The organism is Candidatus Nitrospira salsa, from assembly GCF_965152625.1.
Map to the genome: position 1 here is coordinate 419376 of NZ_CBCUCO010000004.1, position 18813 is coordinate 438188.

The following is an 18813-nucleotide window of genomic DNA, read 5'->3' on the forward strand; positions in this document are numbered from 1 at the left end:
CATCATGCAAAAAATCATTCTTGTGACCGGTTCGACCGACGGCATCGGGTTAGCAACGGCCAAAATGCTGATCTCGTTGGGCCACCACGTTTTGTTACACGGGCGCAGTCATGCAAGACTGGAGAAAGTAGAAAAAGCGCTTTCTGCGCTGCCGGGAGGCGGACGCGTTGAAAGCCACGTGGCTGATCTGTCACGCATGGCCGAGGTCGAGGCATTTGCGAAGACTGTCGCGGAAAAGCACGCGAAACTTGATGTGCTCATCAATAATGCAGGCGTCTATAACACGTCCGATCCTGTCACGCCGGACGGGCTTGATGTGCGGTTTGCGGTCAATACGATCGCTCCCTATCTGCTGACGCAGGAACTTTTGCCGTTGCTCGGTACATCTGGGCGGGTTATCAATGTTTCCTCCGCCGCTCAGTCTCCGGTTGATCCGAAAGCGCTGGTAGGACAAGGCCACTTATCCGACGGCGCGGCGTATGCGCAAAGCAAACTCGCACTTACAATGTGGTCTCACAGTATGGCGCTTTCGCTTAAGGATCATGGTCCGGCGATCATCGCGTTGAATCCCGGGTCGATGCTTGGGAGTAAAATGGTAAAAGAGGCCTTCGGTGTGGACGGCGGTGATATCCGTATAGGTGCGGAAATCTTAAGTCGTGCGGCTCTGGCAGATGAATTTGAGACAGCCTCCGGCCAGTATTTCGACAACGATTCCGGTCAGTTTGCCTCGCCCCATCCCGATGCACTCAATCTGCAAAAGTGCGAAGAGATTGTGCGCGGTATCGAGGCGGTTTTGACTCAAAGAATACCATCGTAACATAAGGAATCAGCCATGATTTTAGTCACAGGCGCGAATGGGCGGCTTGGAAAAAAGATTGTTCAGGAATTAGAAGCAATCAGGACCCCACTTCGTTTGATGGTTCGAAATAAACAGGCAGTCACTGAGAGAGAAAACGTGGAAGTGGTAGAAGGGGATTATCGTCATCCGGACTCTCTCAACGCGGCTTTTACAGGAATAGATCGAGCCTTTCTTGTTTCTCTTCACGAGAAACCTCTGGAAAGAGCCAAACTGCATCGAAATGCTTTTGTGGCTGCAGCGAAAGCAGGCGTGAATTATGTAGTGTATTCTTCTTTTCAGGGGGCTGCGGCAGATGCCACATTTAGTATGGCCAAGGATCACCATCAATCCGAACAATATTTAAAGGAGTCCGGTGTGACCTATACGGCTTTGCGAAACAACTTTTACATGGAAGCGGCTCATGAGGACGTGAATGCCAAGGCGATGATGCTCAATCCCTCAGGAGACGGTCGAGTCGCTTGGGTGTGTCGGAATGATATTGCCCAAGTTGCCGCTCATTTCCTTGTAAATCCGATGTCGGAATCGACAACATTCGACGTGACTGGCCCAGAGGCTCCAAAATTGAGTGAACTGACCCACCTGCTGAGTGACTTGAGCGGGATGCAGATTGCGTTTCAAGAGGAGAGTTATGAGGATGGTCTCGCATGGCGTAAAGAATATGGCTTGAGTGAATGGAATTTAGAAGCTTGGATAACGGCGGATATGGCCAAAGGTAAGGGGGAAGTTTCCGAAGTGAGCGATACGGTTGAACGACTACTGGGAAGAAAGGCTTGCTCATTACGAGAGTTCTATACGCAAAACCCTTCCTATATCACAATGCTGAAAGAAAAACTGAGTTAGTGTGATATACGGATGACTAAAAGCATTCACATACATTTAGCTGACATATTTGACATGTGTAAGAAGGCGCTATATCAGATGCTCGACCGCTCCGATGAGTTTTTGCGGTTAGAGTAGAAATGTAATCGAATACGGCATTTTCTTAGATCGACTACTCCAATTACGATATTTGGGTGGCCTGTTTCTATTAAACAATTCATTAAGAGCAACATCCAGAACGAAAACTGAAGGAGAAACTATGGACTTGCAGTTACACAATAAATTATGTCTCGTGACCGGCAGCACCGCCGGTATTGGATATGCGATTGCTGCGACTCTCGTTTCCGAAGGGGCGCGAGTCATTGTCAATGGTCGTTCGCAGAAGTCTGTTGATGAAGCGATTGAGAAACTGACTCCCGGTGCGTCAGGCGAACTCATCGGGTTTGCCGGCGATCTTTCGACAGAAGCCGCAGCAGAACAATTAGGGCAACAGCATCCCGGTGTCGAGATTTTGGTGAATAATCTTGGGATTTTTGAACCTGTCTCGTTTGAAGATATTCCGGATGATGACTGGCGACGATTTTTTGATGTGAATGTCTTGAGTGGCGTGCGTTTGTGTCGCCTCTATCTACCGACGATGAGACGGCGCAACTGGGGTCGCATTGTCTTTATCTCAAGTGAAAGTGGAGTTCAAATTCCGGCTGAAATGATCCATTACGGCATGACTAAGACCGCGCAGTTGGCTATTTCGCGTGGGCTTGCGGAAGCGGTCGCTGGAACAGGTATCACGGTCAATAGTGTGCTGCCCGGACCGACCAAGTCACGAGGCGTCAGTGACTTCGTTGAAGATCTCGCCAAACAAGAAGGGAAGACGTTCAAGGAATTCGAAGAAGAATTCTTTCAGCGCGTACGCCCGACCTCACTGATCAAACGTTTTGCAACACCAGAAGAAGTGGCGTCGTTGGTGGCCTATGTGGTGAGTCCGCTCGCATCAGCGACAACGGGCGCGGCGCTGAGAGTCGATGGCGGGGTGGTCAAAAGTGCGTTTTGAGAAAATGTACGGCGCCGGGGAGTGATGAAAAAACTATCAGATGAACAGATTGTCAATTCCTGGAAAAAGAATGTTCAGCCTTGGATCTCGGCAATTTGTGAAAATGAAATAGCCAGTCGTGTCCTGGTGACCAATGCAGCTATTGTTGAAGCGGTGGTCACGCAAGCCCCCCACTCTGTTCTTGATGTCGGATGTGGTGAAGGATGGTTGACGAGAAAACTGGAATCCTCAGGGATTCGAACATTAGGCATTGATAGCGTACCGGAGTTCATTGGGTATGCTTCCCAGGAAGGTGGAGGAAGATTTAGAACGTTACCTTATGAGGAATTGTCGTACGAGGTTCTCAAACAGAAATTCGATGTGATGGTCTGTAATTTTTCTTTGCTAGGCTATGAGTCGGTTCATCACATCTTTCAGCAGGCACGATTTTTACTGCAAGCAAATGGTTCACCGATTGTTCAAACCCTTCATCCTATTGCTGGATGTGGAAAAGAAACGTATGAAGATGGATGGAGAGAAGGATCATGGGCTGGGTTCAGTAGAGAATTTTGTGACCCTGCACCCTGGTATTTCAGAACGCTCGAAACATGGAAGGCCTTGTTTGCGAAAAATCATCTTGCACTCAGTGAACCATTGGAACCCTTAGACCCCACAACACAACTCCCCGCCTCAATCATTTTTATTGGAACCGTAACTAAGTGAGTGAGTAAGGAGGGGGAATGAAAGCGGTGAGTCAGTATATCCTGTTGCGTGCCAAAGATGACGAAAAGGTAAAAAATGGCTGTAGAAATGCTTGTTGGCCTGAATGTCATAGACGACCAAGTCTATCAATTATATCGAGACGAGATGATGCCGATTCTGAAACATCATAGCGGCGGATTTGGTTACGATTTTAAAGTATCTGAAGTTCTGAGGTCTGAGACACAAGCTCCCATAAATAGAGTGTTTACGATTTACTTTTCAAATGAAGATGCGAAGAAGGCATTCTTTTCCAATGAAGAATATCTTCGGGTCAGGCAACGCCATTTTGAGGGTTCTGTTACCGATACCACGATTATCGCGACCTATCAGCGCTCGTAATCCCTCTTCCATTGTCATCGAGCGTCGATACCGTTGAGCCGAGGTTATTGTTGAGTTCCTCATGCCGCCGTTTCGGTTTGAGGATGCCATGACAGAACATGTTTGATTGGGAAAGAAACTCCTACAGTATGAAATTTACGACATGAAAAAACGAGGGGATGGTGTCTTAAAATTCGAAGGGTTTTCATCATCAGCATTCGTTGGATGTCCATATCGAAGCCTGATGCGTTCTTTTCGGTGGTGGGCATCCAGATCTCGCAGTTCTTCTTCCAATATCTGCCGTTTTCGTTGATACTTCCTTGTACAGATCCCCGTCGCGCATTTGCGCCAGGTGTACAAATGAATATCCTCCACGATGTTATTCAGGTATTCCCAAATGTCTTTATCTTGAGGGTAGCGGTCCTCACGAGAAATTTCCTGGATGAACTTCTTTTCTCGCACGCGTCGACGAATGTCTTCGAAGTCTTTTGAATAGTCCGCGTTGAGCTGATCGAGTTCGGCAAGTCGCTTGGCGCGCTCATCGTGTTGTTCTGAAAGGAGTTGCCGTTTGTTGCCAGCCAGTTCCACACAACACCAATTTGGTAGGAAAGCCATAGAGTGTAGCAAAACTGCAGAATGATTCCAGGTACAGGATAAGGTGGGACTTAATAGATGGGTCCACTAGATATAGATGTCTGAGAACTTCGAGAACATGAATTTACCCACGTTGCCTCACACGGTAGAAAGGTCATGAATAGGAAGATCAGGTGGAGGAAAAGGGACCCGCGTTAGGCGGTGATTTAGCCGGGGTATGAAGGCAAGGACGCATCTGTTTTGGTCGAAAAAAGAGCCGTGTCCAAGAATACTTCCGATTCATGCGCTTGGTAAGAATTTTATTACATCGAGCCTAAGGCTCATTAAGGGAAATGACAATTGGCATTACCTTTGTCAGAAGGTGTTGTTCCGGCCTGAAGCGGGTGCTCAAGCCCCTAAATCTTGCCCTATCATTATTCGATGACCATCGTTTGTTCGCAAACCAAATTCTCGCATTCCCCATGGTTTGCTTCTCAGTTCCTTTATCAGTTCTGCACCGTTTGCCACAACCTCAGCGTAATACTCATCTGCATTGTCGACAAGAAAGTAAGCAAAATACGAATGATCTCCAAGGTCACGAGCTGGCGTTGAGCCAGGACAATGACCAGCCATTATTTGACATCCGTCACGCTCGAATAAGCGCCAACCTTCGTCTCCAATCTCTCTAATTGCGAATCCGAGAACATCGCGATAGAACTTCAGAGACGCTTGTAGGTCTTGTACTGCCAGAACATACATGGTGCGTTGAATCATTTTTATCACCTAAACGGTATTTATTTTTTCGATCTATCTAATGATGCATAACACATCGACAATGATCAATTTGCATCCAACTGCGAATATCCGCTTTGGGTCGAACTCGAGAATTTGCCGTCTGGTGATAAACTCTTTGGCAATCGTTTAAGCAGTTCGGCAGAGTTCGGCCAAAAGCAGCCACTTCCTTCGACCCAATCCGAGGACTTACCTGTCTTCTTGCTAATCAGTCGGCTGGTTAGGTCGCCAATATGTTGCATATAGATGGTCATTGGAATGATCTACAGTTATCCCCAATTTCACCGGATGTACCCCGAACTCGTCGAGGACGCGGATCAGAAGACTTAAAGGAGTTGCATACTTCGCTACTACCTTTCCGGTTTTCGATGTAGATATAGCGTCCGGCCTCCAAACCTGCCGTCGAGTCTTTGAAGAGTCGCGCCATTTCTCTTTATTAAAAAGCACATCCAAACACGCTTGCTGCATCCGAAGAGCAATCTGACGAACATTAGCACTGATTGCTATCCAATCCATCTTTGCATAGTCACCATGCATTGCTGGATGCCGGAGGTTCACCCATTCGTCTATTTCGTCACGATTATAGCCACCCGGTCCCGAACTAAGGAACTGCGTGAGCTTTTTGGCGAGGCGCCTCTCGTAAAATGAAATACCAAACGCGAGCTCCAGAAACCTAACGAACTCTCGATATCGGTGTCCCTCAACATCCGAGCTAAGCGCCTCTGATAGTAGAGCGACGCCATCGAAACGATCCGCTATGGCTGTTGCGATCTCGGATGTAAACTCAATTGTCCAACCCACAGCGGAATCAGATTTGCTCTCGTTGGCAAATATGCCGTGGCTGTTTTCCAAAAACTCGCGTTCGCGGGGTTCATCAGACCCAAAGGCAACACACGAAACTGGAGAGAAAATTTGCTTGGAACACGACTCAAGAACCGAAATTAGGTTGATTGCGTGCAAAGCTGAGTCTTCGCATTTCTCACGATCTTCTTTGGGCACCAGAATCCGGCTCGCGTCATCAACGCAAGGGAGAGTTGCCAGATCCACACTCGCAGTTACTAGTCTACGTTCAGGACAGTTACCTTCCACTTCCGGTTTCCCAATGGAGACAATTACGTCACCTACGTTCGCTGTCTTGGTCCAAGGCTGCTTAAGTTTCCGACCGAAATAGGCAAGGACGTAGCGATAGAGTTTCATCGAAGAAAACTATTTTTTCGTGGAGATGTCATAATCTCGGCCATTCTAACTCCATGAATTCGCATCATATCGTCAGGATTAGCGCTATAGACGACCATGCAACAAGTAGCAGAGTCGCAACGGTGTCAGACTTGCTACCTCCGCTTGGGGTCGAGAGCCGTCGTGGTGATTTAGAAAATAACAAATTGTATCAAAAAGGATTAGCAGGACGAAAAATATCTGAACACCTTATTTAATTACATGGAATTTCCCATAATTAAATTCCAACTACATCATTCTCGGATCCCTCAAAAAGTTGCCGAACAATTAATCTCAGATTCAAATGCAACGCTTTTCAAAAAGCCTAAAAAAGAGTCGCGCACCCTTTTAAATCAGTTTTAATGCCTAAAGAAATATCTTTTGTCATACGATATTATATGATAAAATCATATGATAAAGGAGTATGAACCATGACTCATCGAGCCACCTTTACTTTAGAAGATGAGGCTTTGTCCTATTTAAAGCAAGCTGGGGGCGACAATAAGAGTGCCTATGTGAATCACCTGTTATTGCAGGAAAAGAAGCGTTCACTCAAGAAAGCAATCTTGCAAGCCAATCAGGAAGAAGCCGAAGATACCGTTTATCAGAAAGAACTCTCTGAATGGGATGAGACGCTTGCTGACGGGCTGGAACCGTGAGCGGGTCGGCCTACCGGCAATTTGAAATTCGGTGGGTTGATCTCGATCCCACGCGCGGAGCTGAAACCAAGAAAAAACGGCCCTGCTTAATTCTGCAAGATGATGTCGTGAATCAAGGCTCCCGCACAATAATTGTTGCGCCCATCCTGCCGGGGCATAAGGACTGGCCATTTGTCGTCAATCTGAAAGCCACCAAAAGCAACGGGCTGGATAAAGAGCGTCATGTCAATGTAAAACAACTTCGGGTCGTCGATGTCACGCGGATCACGAACAAACAAGGCGCATTGGAAAAACGCTATTGGGAATCAATAAAAGCCGCACTGGGGATTGTGTTTGACCTCAAACTTGATTAGAGAAGTTGTATTGTCATTCAATATTAAAATGGTGTTTTAGTTAAAAGTGCTGTTATTTTACTACCTTCGATACGGGGAAGCTTACACTAATGCCTAAAAACCCCGAGCAGCGGAATTGCCATCTATCTTTGTTTGCTCAGTTTGACACCGAAAAACCTCTTTGATACGCTCGGTGTCTGCTTGACGCCTCCCGAAATCCATTAATTATTCGTGTTTTCTCTTTAATAAGACGTCTGGATGTCCGTCGTCCAAGTAATGACTGTGGAAGAGAGCGGAGTCTGTCGAGTTGAGCCGTTAAGGAATATTTAGAAGTCAGGATAGGGACGGCGATCTGTTAGGATGACTTCTTTAAGTATCATTAAGGACCGTATATCCTCCGTGATAAATGGTTAAGATACAACACACCCGAAATTTATATTAGGATTTCTGTGGATATTCAAGATTATCTCAAGCAGCAACAAGAAAAGATTGATACATTTTTAACTCAGGTTGTCCCTCCCGGAAATCCTCTGGCGAAAACGCTCTATGAGTCTATGCAATACAGTCTCCTGGGTGGAGGGAAGCGTATCCGGCCCATCCTCACACTTGCCGCCGCAGAAGCTGTTGGGTGTCAGGGCCAGCTCATTATGCCCTATGCAGCGGCACTTGAACTTATTCATACCTATTCGCTTGTGCACGATGATCTTCCGGCCATGGACAATGATGATTATCGGAGAGGGCGTCCGACCAATCACAAAGTCTACGGAGATGGTCTGGCCATTTTGGCAGGCGATGCGTTACTGACCATGGCCTTTGAATTGTGCAGCCAGCCTTCATTGAATTCTGGGATTTCGCCAGATAGACAGGTCAAAGTGATGTATGAACTTGCTGTTGGAGCCGGTCACGATGGCATGGTGGGTGGGCAGGTTATGGATATTCAGGCAGAAAATCAGGATATCGACCTGATCACTTTGCAAACGATACATAATTACAAAACCGGGAAGCTCATTCGGGCCGCGGTTCGAATTGGCAGTCTGTTGGGTGGGGCGACACAGGTTCAGTTAGAGAATTTGACGGGGTATGCCGAAGATATTGGTCTGGCCTTTCAAATTGCGGACGATGTGTTAAACATGACTGGAACACGGGAGGAGCTTGGGAAGGATGCAGGGACTGATGCCAAGCGCGGGAAAAAAACCTACCCCTCGTTTTATGGAATCGATGGGGCACGGGACCTTGCTGAGGACTGTATCAGTCGTGCGTTACGACGATTGGATGATTTTGATGATCGAGCCGATCCTCTTCGATCGTTGGCGAACTATGTGGTTCATCGACGAAATTAGAAAAACCGCGTATCTCGTTGCACGTCTATCGTATCTCGAATAAAAACAATATCCAGGAGTCATCCCAACAAAGATACTTGTTAGTTTCGTGTTGGTACACGGCCATGGCCTATCGATCGAGATTTACCGCTTCGGCATTCTGATCCATTCGACATGACGCTTCGTAACGATCCTGCCACCCCCGACTCTTATGAAAGAAACGCGACTGTTGATGCATGATCCTTTTATCCAAAGGATGTCTTTGTGAAAGCCCTCGTGACCGGAGCAACGGGATTTATTGGTGCAGCTGTGGCTCGTGCGCTTCTGGCAGCTGGGACGGACGTTCGGGTTTTGGTCCGTCATGAGAGCAATCTTAAAAACTTGGAAGGCCTGAAGGTTGAGTCTGTTGTCGGGGATTTGCAAGATGTCTCATCGCTTCGTCGGGCACTCGATGGTTGTCAGCATCTGTACCATGTCGCAGCTCATTATGCGCTATGGGCAAAGAATCCCGAGATCTTTTATCGTGTGAATGTTGATGGGACGAAGCATTTGCTACAAGCCGCAGGGGATGTGGGTGTCGAGCGAATTGTTTATACCAGTACGATTGGGGCGATTGGTCTTCCTCATGGAGGCGGGATGGGAACGGAGGATACCCCGGTTGCGCTCTCGCAAATGGCTGGAGATTACAAGCGTTCGAAGTATTTAGCTGAGCAAGAAGTGTTGAAATTAGCAAAAGCCGGACTTCCCGTTGTGATTGTGAATCCCTCCGCTCCTGTCGGAGAACGAGACGTGAAGCCGACTCCTACCGGTCAGATCATTGTGGATTTTATGCTTGGTCGCATGTTGGCGTACATCGAAACTGGAATGAACCTTATTGATGTGAATGATGTGGCTATTGGACATATTCGAGCCATGGAACGTGGTCGCGTGGGTGAACGTTATATCCTTGGGCACCGTAATCTCACGCTTCGAGAAATTTGTGACATATTGAGTCAGCTAACTGGTGTCAAAGCGCCACGCATCAAACTTCCTTGGCGTGCGGTGCTGCCTTTGGCACATATGAATAAGTGGCTGGCTGATTATGTGACACATCAAACACCACGAATTCCGTTAGAAGGCGTGCGTATGGCGAAGTATCATATGCATTACGACTGTTCGAAGGCCCTTCGTGAACTTGATATTCCGCAAACGCCGATTGAACGCTCGTTGGAACATGCCGTGCAATGGTTTCGAACGAATGGCTATGCCTAGATACCGTGTTCTTTCCAATCCCTCATCCTGTTTGCCGGTTGTGCTATGGAATTTTTCTCACTACTGATACAGACCGTGCTCCTTCGTCCGTACGTCTTTCTGTTTCTGGGCATGTCGTTGTTTTCCGCGATTCGACTCTTAGGCTGGAGGCGAACGTCGTGGATGTTTGGTCTCACATGGGTGATTGCCTTTCTATGTGAGTTTTCTTCCACCCGCAACGGATTCCCCTTTGGGGACTACTATTACACGGGATCGACGATTGGACAGGAATTGTACCTCTCGAATATCCCATTTATGGATTCCCTCTCTTTCACCTTCCTCCTGTATGCAAGTTACTGTTTGGCCCTGACGTTTGTGTTATCTGTACGTCATGCGGGTGTGGTGTCCGAGTGGGATTTCAATGTGCAGGATCGAACATCCTGGCCGGTGGTCATGTTGACCACGCTCTTTATGATGTTTATTGATATTGTGATTGATCCCGTTGCTCTTCGCGGGGACCGTTGGTTCTTGGGGCTTATTTATGGTTACACACATCCCGGCGTGTACTTTGGGGTTCCACTTGAGAATTTCTTGGGGTGGGCGACGGTCGGATTCTTATCTATTGGACTGTATTGTGTGGCAGACCGCCATCATTGGTTCGATATTTCGCTTCCGCAACAACAGGTGGGAGGAAATCTCCTTTTAGGAGTCGGACTCTACTATTTGGTGTTATTGTTTAACCTACTCGTCACTTTTTTGATAGGCGAGACCTTGATCGGGTTAGTTGGCTGTTTGATCTATCTGCCGATTTCATTGCTGATCACATTTAGAATCTTTGGTCAGGCCCCAATGCCTATTGCAACAGATCGCTAAAGGTTCATACTGCAACCCCCTTCCATGTAACACCAAAATTCGCTGTGACCAGGGCCTTTGAGATAGGAAATAGCTTGAGCCTGTGCGGAAGCCCCGTTATGATGAACATTCTTTAAGTTGTGTGCCCGGACTGGGCAGACAGAATATTTTTACTCACTAGAGGATTCAATTGAACAAACGATGCGTGGGTTTTTGATTCGGTGCGGGATCACCGCCGTAGCTGTTCTTCTTGCCAGTTATATTATTCCAGGGATAGAAATGCGTAGTCTGTTGGCCGGCATTGTCGCCGCAGTCGTTCTGTCATTTTTGAATGCATTAGTCAGACCATTACTGTATATCCTCACGGCCCCGATTATCTTGCTGAGTTTGGGGCTCTTTATGGTGATGATTAACGCCTTCCTGTTGCATGTTGTCTCGTTTTTTGTCAAAGGGTTTTCGGTTGACGGGTTTTGGCCAGCTATTGGGGGAGCCATTTTGATCAGCCTTGTGAGTGCCATATTAAATATCTGGATTTCAGAGCGTGGTCATGTTGAAGTCGCGATGACAAGTCCAAGGCGAAAAATACGCCATATTAATTAGCGCCTGATCATGACGTTTTACGATTTCACTCACAGAGGCGTCAGTGATAGGTTCTACAATCTGTTTGACAATTGACGGCCATCGTTAAAAAGTTACAAAGAGCACGTACGCCGATAAAGGAGAGAGATTCTATGCCCAGTTCCGTTGAAACATCATTGCCTACCAAGCAAAGTACGTTGCAGAAAATTCTCACGTCGGCGGTCAATGAACTTGGAATGGAAGCCGTGCTGGTCGCGATTATCGAAAACGAGGGAGGCCCATTTCTTCCTCAAGTCTCACGCGGGTTCACCTCGCGCGAGATTCGTGCAATCCTCAGGACGCTGTCTCCTGGCGAATGGGGAAAAGTGGGATCAAAAGGACAACTCTCAGAGGCAGACCTCAATAAGGCGCTTCGACTTCGAATGATCACTCCAGGGAGTAAAGTCTTATTAGGTGTGCCGTTAAAGCATGGAGGGCGTATTTACGGGACGATTGTGTTAGGTCGAAAAGAAAGCACGACGCTTTTAAAGCGCGACAAGTCAGCAGTGGAACGTGCGAGAGCCTATATGACAGAGGAGCTGGTCAAGGCTGGACTCTTTAGTACTTCATTGATTCTCGGACGTCCATTGGTTGCCCAGGAACCCATGGCCACTGATGGAGACGGTACTCAGGCTCACCAGCCTCGGTCGTACTCAAACTCCACTATTCAAGAACGAGTGACGACGCTACTCAGTGAGATAGGCGACTCCCCTCCGTTCGAGCGAGCCTGGGTGACCATTTATGATCCGATTGCCGCAACATTAGAGGTGCTGGGCGGTGTCGGAAATGTGAAGCGGGACCTTGCTCCAGGGCAGCGATTGCTCTTGGATGAGTCGGCCTCAGGATGGACCGTCCGACATCGAAAGCCTCGCTGTGATCACAATTTAGCTTCGACGCAAGGCCGTTTCCAGGATTACAAACAATTGTACAAGGATCGATTTGCTTCGACGGTCGTTGTTCCGTTCTTCGTGAGAGGACGAGTGGCGGGAACGGTGACGTTGGCTTCAAAATCTCCCTCGCAGTATGAACCGGATGAGTTTCAACTGGGACAAATGGAGCCCCTTACGACAAAGTTGGTGGAATTATTTGAAGATCCTTCAGCACAACTGGGGATTCTTTCAGAGCAAAAATCTGCAAGTGGAAAACCGGTTGACCAACATCGATCGGAAATATCAGAGCCGGCAATACGTCGTGAGGAACGGCGAGTCGCGCTCGATGAAGTCAGTTCGTTTCTCGCGACGGAAATTCGAGAACCTATGGGATTTATTCGTGCGCAACTCGAGGAGATTACCGTCGAAGCCACGTTGGATTTTGACTCGCAGACTCGAATCGAAACGGCCATGCGGGATTTAATTCGTATCGAATCCATTCTCCATGAAATTTTGGATTTTGCTAAACCTCTCCAACTTGATCGGCGGCTGTGTCGGGTTCCCGACCTCTTGGACCATGCGTTTTCATTGATTTCTACCGATCTTCGCATCAATCGTATTGAAGTTAGTAAAGAGTACCCTTCACGGCTAGCTCAAGTGCGATGGGATGAGGCCAAAATGCGGCATGCATTTCTCAGCATTTTCAAGAATTCTCTAGAAGCCATGTCACCCGGTGGTCATTTGCGTGTATCAGTCGCCTCACTGAAAGAACCACGAAATCATATTGGCATTACGATTGAAAACGATGGTATTCCTATCCCACCTGAACATGCCGATAAAGTATTTGAACCGTATTTTACGACAAAACGGTCTGGAACCGGATTGGGATTAGCCATGGTCAAAAAAATTGTTGAGGAACATCAAGGACAAATTCACATTACAAGTGGACCGGATCAGGGAACGACGGTGACTCTGCAAATGCCCGCTTTACGTCCGCGAGTTCCTTACAATCGAGGGAGAAGAAGGGGGCCGAGACGAGTGCCAAGCGGGCGGACAGCCTAATGGTTGTTTCTTGCCTTGACAGCGCCGTTGAATTAGGAATATGATAGCCTTCCTTATAACGTAGATGAAGGTACTCTCTATAAAGTTTTTTCCGTTGTTAACCTGTTGTCCATAACAAAGGAGCGGACTTATGAAAGCGATTGGAATTGTATTTGGCACAATGGGTGCCACCCTACTTGCAGTTTCTCTAGCATGTGCCAACCCAGCTTTGCTTCCTAAGCATCCCGGCTATCCTGCAAAAGGCAAATCGCCAGCGACGGGGCAAGCGACAGCTAACGATCAAGGTCAAGGAAATGTGACGAACATTGGCGGTTCGAGCATGCCAGGTGAGCTCGCAGCGATGAATGATGTTTCCGACCCAAATAGAAAGCGTGTGAAGAAGTCAATGGGTGCCGGGCGATTGCCGGAAGTTGAAGGGCCTCTCAACAAGGTCAACATCAATCCTGGTGGTGCAAAGTCTACGGTAATTAAGTAACGTCGACCGTCTTTTTTTCGTTATAGTGTGCTGATAAAAAGGAAGAGCTCCTATGTGGGGTTCTTCCTTTTTTTTTGATGAATCTTGATTGCCCTTAAAGCTTCAGCGTAGATATGAATCTTTTTTTGGCCCTGAAAGTCGTTGATTTAACGAACAAACCTTTAAGAACATAGGGGGAAGAACCCGTCAAATCCTTTCGCGATCAAACCGTATTGAGCGATCAATTAAAGGTTCGAATTGATGAGAACGGACCTCTCACATTTCATGAATTTATGACCGCTGCCTTGTATGATCCTGAATATGGGTTTTATACAAGAGGTCCTTTAATTGGTCGTCCAGAAGGAGAGTTTAATACAAATGCGATGTTTCCAGCCTTTGGCTTTGCCCTGACGCAGGCGATTCAGAAAGCAGAGGCACTCATCGGTGAACCTCTGAGAGTATTAGAGTTTGGAGGGGGGACGGGTGAGCTTGCTTCAAATGTTCTCTCGTTTCTGTCATCTCCAGTCAATAACTACATTATTATCGAAACAAGTCCTTCGCTGAGGGAACAGCAGAAACAGAGAGGAATTACCACTTTTAACAGTCTGGAGACTCTTTCGCCGGCTCCAACATTTGTTTTTGGAAATGAAGTGTTAGATGCGCTGCCGGTTCATCGAGTCATGCGTGATGGGTCGGGGGAGCTCCTGGAACTGTATGTTGGGCTTGATGATGACAGAGAATTGATGGAACTTCCTCGCCAGCCTTCTACGCCTCTATTAGCTAAACGTCTTCAAGATGAACATATCAATCTTGGCCGTGGGCAAGTTGCAGAAATCTGTCTAGATCTTGATGATTTTCTCTGCGCAATACAACGTGTAGTGTCAAAAGGGTATGTCGTGTTTATTGATTATGGTGATGAAGCAGCGGACCTCTATTCTTATAAGAAGCTCAATGGGACTCTGAGGTCGTTTCGCTCCCAAAAACCAACGTTTGACCCGTTCGACGCTGTTGGAGAACAAGATCTTACAGCAGACGTGGATTTTACGGCTCTCAAACAGGCTGCAGTTAATGCAGGGTTTAGCTATGTGGGAAGCAGCCGGCAAGGGACATGGTTAAAAAGCATTGGTATTGACCAGTATGAATCCAGGACTCAGAAGAAATATCATGCGCATATGGAGATTGAACAATTAACCAGTATGGCTTACTTAGGGAGTTGTTTCGATGTTCAAATATTTAAAACTGTTGGAGTACCTGATGGCCTGACCCTACACCTTTGATGTGAGCCTATAGCCGTTTCAGTTCTACCGAAACGATAAAGCGCCAACTCGTACAATGTTGATATCTAATACGTGATAGAAAACGTCAATCATTGGCAGTATATCCAAGCGGGTATAACCTTCCGATGTTGGCAGTGAATAATTGCGCGGGGTTCGTTCGCCCTCAGTTGGAACTTATTTGGATTCGCTATAGTGTCAATTATTCCAACAGACTGCCAAAAAAAACCACACGAAGCCTTGTTTTTATTGCCAATTTGTTTTATCCTCTTGTTACTATTGTGTGTCATAATACGAAACACTAATTTTTTTGACACAGTTTATAACGATTCCTTTATATTTTATTCCGCTAGATGTGGCAACAGTGTCACAACATGTTCATAACTACAGTTTATCTTTCATTCGGACTCTCCCGCATTTTTTCTCAATTTATCCCGCCTTTATTATCGCGTTCCGTTTTCTAAGCTGACAATTTGGTAGTTCAACGGACGTTTCGACAAAAAAAGCGCTTTATGTCTTCCCCTCTTGGCATGAGTGATGCATAAGCTATGATTGTCGTAATCAATGGCTAGAGCGAAATCCAATGACTTCTCGTTAACTTATGCATGATGCAATAAGTCGGAAGTGATGGAAGAACGACAAGAAGGCAGGAGGCTTTCAAACAGAAGGAGGTCAACATGAACTGTACCCGTTGTAGTGGACTCATGGTTGTGGATAATTGTTTAGACATTAAAGGTGGCCCCGGTGAATTGTGGATAAAGGCGCTCAGGTGTGTGATGTGCGGAAACCTTGTTGATCCAACAATTAACCGTCACCGTTCTGGTTTTAAGGCAGAGGTCCTCCCGTTTCGCAAACGACTCCGCAGGGCACCCAGGACTCCTGTGGCTCGCCTGTCAGCCTGACGACAGGTGTAGAATATCGTTTTCTTGAAAAAGCTGGTGGCGTACAAACGTTGCGGCGCGTCTTTCCTTTCTTCCTCTCTTGGCTTGCGGTCTATTGCTCAGCATTCAATCTGACTCGGATGTTTGCTGCAGAAGCCTCTCCTTGTTTTCCTTGTACGCCTTCTGGCCATTCCAATAGAACATTGCTACGTGCAACCCAAACTGTCTTGGGCCTAAGGAGCAATCGTCGCCTGGGCTAACTTTCATCCTAAGCTGAAAATTAATTGGATTCGCTATAGCATGTAGAATAATGAGTTTATGAGCCTCAGTCATCGTGGACTAACTAGTTTATTAGGAGGTTGCTTGAATTGAACAGAACGTAGATTTTCGATTTTTTTTCTTTAGATAGTTGCTGTCACGTCTCAGACATCATAAACTCCCCACGAGAGAGAAATTCCTATCGTCCCGCCCCTCAGACAACTAGAGACTTCTTGGTGCGTGCACAAGCACACATTCAGTTAATTACGATCATAAGCCATCGAAGAAGGATGAGACTATGACATCTGACCAGATAATATTGTTAAGTCTCTTAGGAGGAGTGTTTGTCCTCTTTATCTGGGAACGATGGCGGTATGATGTCGTCGCCGTTGGAATTCTCATGATTGCTGTTACTGTCGGTGTGGTCTCATCGAGTGACGCCTTCCTCGGGTTCGGGCATCCAGCCACTATTACGGTTGCGGCAGTACTAATTATCAGTCGAGGACTCAGCAATACTGGTGCGGTGGATTTCGTCACCAGTTATGTCAAACTTGCTCTCCACTCTCCTTCCCTTCACATAGCTGCCTTAGCAGGACTAGGTGCCATTCTCTCTACGATAATGAATAATGTTGGCGCCCTTGCTCTCCTCCTGCCGGTAGCGATTCAAACGTCGATAGAGGCCAAACGTTCACCCGCCGTTGTCTTGATGCCTTTGGCGTTTGGTACGATTTTGGGGGGGATGGTGACATTGATCGGCACACCACCAAATATCATTGTGGCATCCTATCGCCAAAATGTGGGCGGATCTGCATTTACGATGTTTGACTTCTCTCCCGTCGGAGCTATTGTGGCTTTTCTTGGGCTACTCTTCGTTACCTTGATTGGCTGGCACCTTATTCCAGCAGCTCGACGTAACCAAAGTGCCCCACAAGAGTTATTTAAAATAGAAGACTACATTACTGAAGTTCTGGTCACGGCAGAGTCAAAAGCGATTGGGAAATCGCTGACGGAAATAGAAAAAATCACCGAAGATTCTGAAGCACTCATCGTGGGTTTAGTGCGTGAAGACCAATCGATCAGAGGTGCTGTTTGGCGAGAAGGCCTTCAAGAAGGTGATATTCTGGTCATTGAAGCTGGCCCACAAGGCATAAAGAAATTTGTGGAAACAATGAAGCTTGAATTAGCTGGAGCCCAAACACATGAAGACGAATCTGCAAACGTCGATACCAAACGAATCATCCCCAAAGATCAGGTGATGATGGAGGCTGTGATCCCTCCTAATCGCTCATGGTTAGTCGGGCGATTGGCGGAAACACTGCAACTTCGTTCACGTTTTGGCATTATGCTCTTGGCCGTCTCGCGTCAAGGCAAACCCTATAGAGGAAGACTAAAATCATTTCGGTTTCGTGCCGGAGATGTGTTGTTACTGCAGGGAGAAAAAGAGCAGGTGATTGAAGTGATTTCGGCGCTCGGCTGTCTTCCTCTGGCTGAACGAGGGTTGAAAATTGGAGGGAAGTCGCAAGCATGGCTTGCCGCGGGAATCTTTGGTCTCGCCATCGTGAGTGCGACGTTCGGGTTGTTAGCCTTACCAATCGCATTATTGCTTGTCGCGGTGATCATGGTGATGATGAATATGGTGCCACCACGAGATATTTATGAATCAGTCGATTGGCCGGTGATCGTGTTAATCGGGGCGATGATTCCCATTGGGAATGCGTTAGAAAGCAGTGGAGCCACCTCGGTCATTGCTGAATCATTAGTCAGTATTACTGCTGGGTTTCCGCCAGTGGCGATCCTTGCGCTGATCATGATTCTGACTATGACCCTATCGGACATTATGAACAATGCCGCAACCGCCGTCGTCATGGCCCCACTCGCATGGGCGCTCGCTCAAGAGCTTGGTGTGAATCCAGACCCGTTTTTGATGGCTGTCGCCATTGGGGCATCATGTGCGTTTCTGACGCCCATTGGGCATCAAAATAATTTGCTCGTCATGGGGCCTGGAGGCTATCGATTTGGAGACTATTGGCGAATGGGCTTACCCTTAGAAATTCTCATTGTCGTCGTGTCGATTCCTACGCTCATGTGGGCCTGGCCGCTGTAACTATCGTAAGGGAAAAATGGAGAGAAGAAGGCGCTCGTGACATAGACTTACTTTGGAGGAGTCTTATACTTTTCGCTTACATGTTATAGCGAATCCAAATACGTTTCAGGGAGCCTAGGCCCCGAACATTCAACGCACCACTGGCCTTGTCGGTTCAATTTGTACTGAGAATCGGTAGGGTTACTGAATATGGTGATCATAGGTGGCCTAGAGGCCACGAACGCGTAATACGATAATGCTCTTTGTCAGTCCAACTCTTACTGAGACGCACTCGGCAAACGAATCATGGGGGTTGCAGGTGTCTTGGTAGCGACGATTGTGGTGTGATCCCGCGTAACCTTAATAGGTAACTGAGGTACAACGTGGTTCCGCTCCTGAGGTGTCGACTTGAGGTCGCCTTGGCGACGATCATTGTCTACTGACGGAGATCCGAATCGGCATGCAAGGTTGAACCGAGTCTTCCCTCTGAGGTGTCAATGACAGGTCGCCTTGGCGACGATCATTGTCTACTTGACGGAGATCCGAATCGGCAT

At 47.3% G+C, this 18813-nt stretch carries 19 protein-coding genes; 16 read left to right on the forward strand and 3 right to left on the reverse strand.

The window, feature by feature from the left end; genetic code table 11:
* The first annotated feature begins 4 nt into the window (after window positions 1-4).
* The 5 genes from ACWQXP_RS15975 (at window position 5) to ACWQXP_RS15995 (ending at window position 3809) form a co-directional block, all read left to right on the forward strand.
* A complete protein-coding gene (locus tag ACWQXP_RS15975) occupies window positions 5-817 on the forward strand; it encodes an SDR family NAD(P)-dependent oxidoreductase (RefSeq protein WP_454063865.1) in 813 nt (270 codons plus the stop codon).
* A gap of 15 nt (window positions 818-832) precedes the next feature.
* Complete coding sequence (locus tag ACWQXP_RS15980; protein WP_454063866.1) at window positions 833-1699, forward strand: SDR family oxidoreductase; 867 nt, start codon at window positions 833-835, stop codon at window positions 1697-1699.
* 238 nt (window positions 1700-1937) lie between these two features.
* Window positions 1938-2729, forward strand: a complete 792-nt coding sequence (locus ACWQXP_RS15985) for an SDR family NAD(P)-dependent oxidoreductase (protein ID WP_454063867.1) — start codon at window positions 1938-1940, stop codon at window positions 2727-2729.
* 24 nt (window positions 2730-2753) lie between these two features.
* The gene (locus ACWQXP_RS15990; RefSeq protein WP_454063868.1) at window positions 2754-3431 is read left to right on the forward strand and encodes a class I SAM-dependent methyltransferase; all 678 of its coding nucleotides are present in this window, start codon (window positions 2754-2756) and stop codon (window positions 3429-3431) included.
* Window positions 3432-3506: 75 nt separating this feature from the next.
* Window positions 3507-3809, forward strand: coding sequence for a DUF1330 domain-containing protein (locus ACWQXP_RS15995; RefSeq protein WP_454063869.1), 303 nt, complete (start codon window positions 3507-3509; stop codon window positions 3807-3809).
* Between the two features lie 135 nt (window positions 3810-3944).
* Here the strand turns inward: ACWQXP_RS15995 and ACWQXP_RS16000 are convergent, their stop codons facing one another.
* The 3 genes from ACWQXP_RS16000 to ACWQXP_RS16010 all read right to left on the reverse strand — a co-directional run bounded on the left by ACWQXP_RS16000 (window position 3945) and on the right by ACWQXP_RS16010 (window position 6350).
* Window positions 3945-4403 (reverse strand): hypothetical protein, encoded by a 459-nt coding sequence (locus ACWQXP_RS16000; protein ID WP_454063870.1) that lies wholly within the window; start codon window positions 4401-4403, stop codon window positions 3945-3947.
* A 366-nt stretch (window positions 4404-4769) separates the two neighbouring features.
* Window positions 4770-5135, reverse strand: coding sequence for a VOC family protein (locus tag ACWQXP_RS16005; RefSeq protein ID WP_454063871.1), 366 nt, complete (start codon window positions 5133-5135; stop codon window positions 4770-4772).
* A 222-nt stretch (window positions 5136-5357) separates the two neighbouring features.
* Complete coding sequence (locus ACWQXP_RS16010) at window positions 5358-6350, reverse strand: hypothetical protein (protein WP_454063872.1); 993 nt, start codon at window positions 6348-6350, stop codon at window positions 5358-5360.
* A 449-nt stretch (window positions 6351-6799) separates the two neighbouring features.
* On the opposite strand from ACWQXP_RS16010, the gene mazE reads away from it, so the two are divergent.
* The 11 genes from mazE (at window position 6800) to ACWQXP_RS16065 (ending at window position 18280) form a co-directional block, all read left to right on the forward strand.
* Window positions 6800-7027 (forward strand): type II toxin-antitoxin system MazE family antitoxin, encoded by a 228-nt coding sequence (gene mazE / locus ACWQXP_RS16015; protein ID WP_454063873.1) that lies wholly within the window; start codon window positions 6800-6802, stop codon window positions 7025-7027.
* Complete coding sequence (locus tag ACWQXP_RS16020) at window positions 7024-7380, forward strand: type II toxin-antitoxin system PemK/MazF family toxin (RefSeq protein WP_454063874.1); 357 nt, start codon at window positions 7024-7026, stop codon at window positions 7378-7380. The genes mazE and ACWQXP_RS16020 overlap by 4 nt, the downstream gene beginning before the upstream one ends.
* Window positions 7381-7808: 428 nt before the next feature.
* Window positions 7809-8699, forward strand: coding sequence for a polyprenyl synthetase family protein (locus tag ACWQXP_RS16025; protein WP_454063875.1), 891 nt, complete (start codon window positions 7809-7811; stop codon window positions 8697-8699).
* A 243-nt stretch (window positions 8700-8942) separates the two neighbouring features.
* Window positions 8943-9929, forward strand: coding sequence for a hopanoid-associated sugar epimerase (gene hpnA / locus ACWQXP_RS16030; protein ID WP_454063876.1), 987 nt, complete (start codon window positions 8943-8945; stop codon window positions 9927-9929).
* A 45-nt stretch (window positions 9930-9974) separates the two neighbouring features.
* Entirely contained in the window at window positions 9975-10781 is an 807-nt protein-coding gene (locus ACWQXP_RS16035; RefSeq protein ID WP_454063877.1) for a carotenoid biosynthesis protein, read from the forward strand.
* Window positions 10782-10961: 180 nt separating this feature from the next.
* Entirely contained in the window at window positions 10962-11360 is a 399-nt protein-coding gene (locus ACWQXP_RS16040) for a phage holin family protein (protein ID WP_454063878.1), read from the forward strand.
* A gap of 131 nt (window positions 11361-11491) precedes the next feature.
* Complete coding sequence (locus tag ACWQXP_RS16045) at window positions 11492-13309, forward strand: ATP-binding protein (RefSeq protein WP_454063879.1); 1818 nt, start codon at window positions 11492-11494, stop codon at window positions 13307-13309.
* 130 nt (window positions 13310-13439) lie between these two features.
* Window positions 13440-13784 carry a hypothetical protein gene (locus ACWQXP_RS16050; protein WP_454063880.1) on the forward strand — a complete coding sequence of 115 codons (345 nt, stop codon included), beginning with the start codon at window positions 13440-13442 and terminating at the stop codon, window positions 13782-13784.
* Between the two features lie 212 nt (window positions 13785-13996).
* Entirely contained in the window at window positions 13997-15040 is a 1044-nt protein-coding gene (locus ACWQXP_RS16055; protein WP_454063881.1) for a class I SAM-dependent methyltransferase, read from the forward strand.
* A gap of 674 nt (window positions 15041-15714) precedes the next feature.
* Window positions 15715-15939 (forward strand): hypothetical protein, encoded by a 225-nt coding sequence (locus ACWQXP_RS16060; protein WP_447969789.1) that lies wholly within the window; start codon window positions 15715-15717, stop codon window positions 15937-15939.
* Between the two features lie 535 nt (window positions 15940-16474).
* Window positions 16475-18280, forward strand: a complete 1806-nt coding sequence (locus tag ACWQXP_RS16065) for an SLC13 family permease (RefSeq protein ID WP_454063882.1) — start codon at window positions 16475-16477, stop codon at window positions 18278-18280.
* The last annotated feature ends 533 nt before the right edge of the window (window positions 18281-18813 follow it).